At 40.0% G+C, this 5,266-nt stretch carries 5 protein-coding genes; 2 read left to right on the forward strand and 3 right to left on the reverse strand.

What is annotated here, in order from left to right; genetic code table 11:
- Window positions 1-118 precede the first annotated feature (118 nt).
- The 3 genes from H6G28_RS36120 to H6G28_RS36130 all read right to left on the reverse strand — a co-directional run bounded on the left by H6G28_RS36120 (window position 119) and on the right by H6G28_RS36130 (window position 3,689).
- Entirely contained in the window at window positions 119-349 is a 231-nt protein-coding gene (locus tag H6G28_RS36120; RefSeq protein ID WP_190592343.1) for a hypothetical protein, read from the reverse strand.
- Between the two features lie 82 nt (window positions 350-431).
- Window positions 432-2,681 carry a pentapeptide repeat-containing protein gene (locus H6G28_RS36125; RefSeq protein ID WP_190678167.1) on the reverse strand — a complete coding sequence of 750 codons (2,250 nt, stop codon included), beginning with the start codon at window positions 2,679-2,681 and terminating at the stop codon, window positions 432-434.
- Entirely contained in the window at window positions 2,682-3,689 is a 1,008-nt protein-coding gene (locus tag H6G28_RS36130; protein WP_190678170.1) for a zinc-dependent alcohol dehydrogenase family protein, read from the reverse strand.
- Between the two features lie 184 nt (window positions 3,690-3,873).
- Here H6G28_RS36130 and H6G28_RS36135 point away from each other — a divergent pair, with 184 nt between their 5' ends.
- Window positions 3,874-4,794 (forward strand): DUF4351 domain-containing protein, encoded by a 921-nt coding sequence (locus tag H6G28_RS36135; protein WP_190678173.1) that lies wholly within the window; start codon window positions 3,874-3,876, stop codon window positions 4,792-4,794.
- Window positions 4,795-5,065: 271 nt separating this feature from the next.
- On the forward strand, window positions 5,066-5,194 hold the full coding sequence (locus H6G28_RS37590; RefSeq protein WP_277883290.1) for a hypothetical protein: 129 nt from the start codon (window positions 5,066-5,068) through the stop codon (window positions 5,192-5,194).
- Window positions 5,195-5,266 lie beyond the last annotated feature (72 nt).

The following is a 5,266-nucleotide window of genomic DNA, read 5'->3' on the forward strand; positions in this document are numbered from 1 at the left end:
GGAGGGTCGCCTCCTGCCACAATTGCTCGGCGCCAGGTCTCTTTTTACACTCAAAGCTCCTTAGTACAATTCTACAACTAAGGAGCTTTTTAGTTTTTATTCTCTCTTCTCTTAACTCTTAAGAAACACATTGCGTGGGATCAGAAATAGGAATGAGTTCTAAGCCAAAAGCTTGAGCTTTTTTCTTGAGGTTGAGGTTTTTGAGTATCCGTTCTTTATACTGTTGTTCGTAAGTATCCATACCAGCGTCAATAAATGTATCTCCAGAAGTCCAAAGGCGATAAAAGATACGTGCCAATTTATGGGCAGCAGCAGTGATGGCATTGGGAACGCCGAGACGAGCTTGCATGACAGTCAAAGTGCCAAAGCCATTAATTTGAGTGAAGTCGAGACCACTAATGCGATACGAATGAGTACGCAGATCAAATTGTTTATTTTAGATAAATCAGTAAATTTAATCCAGGAATTGTACGAGAAAGCGTCCACAAAATGAGGGTAATATAAAGTACACCCAAGCTCCATTGATACCAAGCAAGGGTAGCAATAATTCCTGGTAAATGTTGGTCACGTAATCGAATATCATTAAATCCTAATCGCACTAAATTATTCAGGCTAAAGTCATAGTAATTTAACCAATTCCAACGGCGATCGCTCAATAATGGCATATATCTTTCCCGAAATGTTTGATTGCGGGGAATCACTGGTAAACGTCCAATTAATAATCGCAATTGGCGGAATGTTCCATCTTCGGTGAAGTAAGAAACATCCATTAAGTCATGATAGCGTCCTTGTTGATATAATCGAATTATTAAAGTGATTGGCACTGGGATAATAATCATCAATAAACATCCCAAGGTTAGCCAAGGCTGTTCGGCATTGCGGAATATAGCTAATAAACTGAAAAATTCTATACAACTAAAACCTAACAATATCGCAACAGTTTCGTAGTAGGTGGGAACTATTGGTATGGGATGAAGACGACGACAACGATCTACTAACCAAAAGAGTAACCCAAAATACGCGATCGCTACACCACCTACACCAAAAGCTAACCAAAAACTTGTGCCATAACCACTTAGTAATAGCAGTAAACTTAAAGCTAACCAACTCCAAGCTTGTAATATCCATCCACCTAAAGCTAGAGGTTCACCAAAACTCAGGTGATCGCTCAGTTTATGATATGTTTCTAAATCAATATCTGCTAAAGTTAATAACTCAGAACTATTACGAAATATTCTGAACTGACGACGGTTAATAATTTCTTCTGCTTGGGTTGCGGAAAAACCCAAATTTATCAACTGAGTTATTGCAGCACTATTAATATTTGTTCTTAACAACCTTTGACTCAACTCAATTAATCTAAGTCGCTGTTTGAGATACTCTAATTGATTAGCATCAGCAATTTGTTGTTGCTGGCGAAAATTCTGGCTTAAATTCCGCAAAACATTTTGATTACCTTGTAAACTTAGTACACAAAACCTCTTGCCAATTTGACCAAGATTTCCTAAGATTTTGGCTTGGTTAGAATTAAAACTCAATCCTGGCACATTTAAAAAAGCAGTTTTCGCAAAAATTGCATCACTAAAATCTGCTAAATTGAGAATACTAGCACCGCGTAAATTCACAGGATGATTAAATTGGGCTTCCCGAAAACTCACAGCTTGTTCAAAAGTCGCCTCTGTTAATAACAGAAACTGATTAAAGTTGGCTTTGGTAAATTGGGCTTGACCAGCAAAGCGAACATCTGCAAAATTAATATTACCTTGCCATTGCACTTTAGTGAATTTAGCCAACTGCTTAAACAAAGCTTGATTAAAGTTAGCAGATTGAACAAAAAAACTACTACGAAAATCAGCCAGTTCTTGAAATTGGGCTTGTTTAAAATTAACGTTATCAAAAAAAATCCCACCTTGAAAATTAGTTCCTTGGCGGAAAGTGGCATTCATAAAGCTAACCAAACGACTAAATCTAGTTTCACTCCAGTTTGCTGATTGTAAGAATATGGCATTTTGAGCATCGACAGCCTGAAGAAAGAAAGTATTCAGAAAATTAACTTGTCCATTAAACCTCGTATTTACCATCGTTAAAGTGCCACGAAAAACATTAATTTCGCCAGAGGTATTTGAATCAGTTGCCAAGAGTGAGCGACAATCTTTAGAATTGGGTAAAGTAATAGCTAGTGATTGTAAACAAACCAGACGTAAACTTTCTAATTGTGCTTGTTCAGTAGCAGTGAAAATTGGTGCGATCGCCTGAGCATATAAAGGTGTACGTAAACCCAAATCACTGCCAATAAAATCACCTTGAATTACAGAATAACTCAAATCTAAACCCAAAGGTTTCGCACCAGCCTTTTGTAATTCTTTCCGTAGCAACTGATAAAAAGCATCCCGAAAACTGCTATTTTCTGGACGCAAATCAATTACCATTTGCCGCAAATCAACAGTTAAATTACCTTCGCGGAGTATTGGTTTACCTATTCTTTCTTGTAAAATTTCCAGCGTTAGGGGTGTGCGTTCGAGTTGCGTTTGTGCAGCTAACACAGGCGAGGGGAGAAAAAAGCTCAAAAATAAAACGCAGAGGAACACAACGGTTAAACGCAAATTCACACAGAGTAACTTCTTTGCGAACCTCTGCGTTTCCCTCCGCGTAACTTGAGGTTGAAAAAATAACTTATTCAATCATTCATCACTAATCAGCAGCACAATTTTACCCGCGATCGCACCAGTTTCAATTAATTCATGGGCTTTTGCTGCATCTTTTAACGGAAACTGATGATTAACCTGGATTTTCAGCTTCCCTTGTTCCATCCAAGTCGCGCACTGTGACAAAATTTCCCCATGATGTTGCAAACTTTCATCCAGTCCCAACAACATCGGTGTTAGCATCAATTCCAACCCAATGCGGAGATTGCGATTCCGCGCCGTTTTCCACACCGTATTCGCATCAGGTTCCAGAATCGTCACAATATCACCATACACCCGCACCGCCGGAAAGGTTTTTTGAAAAGTTTCACCACCAACGGTATCAAACGCTAAATCTACACCTCCGCCACCAGTCCAATCTAAAGTAGCTTGAACAAAATCTGTTTGTTTGTAAAATATCGGGTAATCTGCGCCAAGTTGCTGCACAAAATCCGCCTTTTCCTGAGTACTCACCGTTGTCGCAACAGCCGCACCCTTGAGTTTCGCCAGTTGTATAGCTACGTGTCCGACACCACCAGCACCAGCATGAATTAGCACCCGTTCCCCTGGTTCCAATCTTCCCCGTTCATATAAAGCTTCCCAAGCCGTAATCAATACCAACGGTGCGGCTGCGGCTTCCGCAAAAGACACAGATGTAGGTTTACGCGCCACAAATCGCTCATCGACAACCGTATATTCTGCATAATTACCTTGGTGTCCACCTAAACCACCATAGCAGAAAAACACCGCATCCCCTGGACGAAACTTTTGTACACCAGCACCCACCGCTTCCACAACACCAGCACCATCACATCCTAAAATTGCCGGCATTTGATCAGGGTAAAAAGTGCCACGTTTACGCAGTTTCGTATCAATCGGGTTCACCCCAGCCGCTACCAAGCGGACTAAAAGTTGCGTATTATCCAAAGGAACACTAGGGGTTGGTACTTCCTGTAATTGCAGGACTTCGGGACTACCGGCTGCTGTCATTAAGACGGCTTTCACAATACTTTCCTCCTGGCTGATACTAGATGCTTGTTCTTTTGCAACTTTACCAGTATTGATCTGTGTTGGAATCGGGGAAATTTGATTAATTTTACTGCATTAATCAAACTGATTTAAAATTGCTACTTTTAGCCAATCACTTTAGTAAAATACTAGAAATCATCCGGCACAAATCAGTTCAATAATGACGAGATTCATTCATGATCAATTTTCCAAGGACTACCTAGAAGAACTCCTCAAACCATTCGGAACAGTTCAAGCACCAAGTCGAGTCGCAGCCGAAGTCAAAGAAATAGACGTGTTGTTCACACCAATTCCCAACCAAACAGCTAATTTAGCCACCTTGGGAATATTAGGCAGAATGGCCACAACACCAGCCATCTTTGAACCCTTTCGCAACCCCGCATCAATAGACGAAATAGGCGATTGTATCTCTAAATTATTAGAAATCAAAAGCGCAATCCAACGAGAAGCAAAACGCAAGAAAATTAAAATACCAGACACAGAAATTCCTCAACTGTGGATACTCACACCCACAGCCTCCAAAAATATCATTTCTGGGTATGGTGGGCAACTAAAATTAGATTGGGGAGATGGAGTATACTTTTTACCCAAGTATTTCCGTACAACTATAGTTGCAATTCATCAGTTACCATCTATTCCCGGAACACTATGGCTGAGAATACTAGGACGTGGTAAGGTACAGCAGCAAGCAATTGATGAATTAGTCACACTCCCAATCACTCACCCATTCAAAAGAGTGACGCTAGAATTACTCTATAGCCTGCAACAAAATTTGCGAATTAACCAGAATATCGAAACAGATGATCGGGAGTTAGTGATGAGATTAGCACCACTGTATCAGGAAGATAGAGAACGCGCTAGACAGGAAGGTTTAGAACAAGGTTTACAACAGGGAGAACAACAACTAATTCTGCGCCAGTTAAATCGGCGGTTGGGAGAAATCGATATATCTTTAATCAAGCAAATTCAAGGATTATCTATTGAACAATTGGAATCTCTGGGAGAAGCATTATTAGATTTTGCCACAGTGGCAGATTTAGAAGCTTGGTTAAGCCAACAACAAGATACAACCAATCAGTAAACTATTAATTTTGATCAAGTTGGAGCGATCGCACTCTACAATCATGCAGTATTTCTGAGAGCGATCGCTCTATACAAGCTCTTCTTTAGGATTTGTGATGCTAAACAATGAAATAAAAAGGTAAAGAACCGTAGAAAAGGTATCAACTAATAACCATAAGCCTTGTTGCTAATCAAACCTTTTGGATACGCTCAGAATTAGGTGCTTGTTGACTTGGGCATAGATTATTATTTTGGCATAACAAGTACTGAAAAGCCTTATATATTTAGTTATGTTACCTCAACCCAAGAAATATTGGACACCCCAGCACTGGGCAAGTTGGAAGCCATTCGGCATTGGCGAACAGTATCCCAATAACTATTGGGAAGTATCACCTTCGCCTTTAAAATCAAGCTTTTGAGCATCTCTGCAATTATCTGCTACTCATTTGCTACTCATATTGACTGTTTTAACCCTGTTTTTTGGCGATCGC

The sequence above is a fragment of the Nostoc sp. FACHB-190 genome, assembly GCF_014696905.1.
Lineage (GTDB): Bacteria > Cyanobacteriota > Cyanobacteriia > Cyanobacteriales > Nostocaceae > Nostoc_B.

Excerpts from the sequence above, each read along its gene's own strand:
- H6G28_RS36120 (WP_190592343.1), bottom strand. The coding sequence starts at position 349 with ATGCAAGCTCGTCTCGGCGTTCCCAATGCCATCACTGCTGCTGCCCAT.
- H6G28_RS36135 (WP_190678173.1), top strand. The coding sequence starts at position 3,874 with ATGACGAGATTCATTCATGATCAATTTTCCAAGGACTACCTAGAAGAA.
- H6G28_RS37590 (WP_277883290.1), top strand. The coding sequence starts at position 5,066 with ATGTTACCTCAACCCAAGAAATATTGGACACCCCAGCACTGGGCAAGT.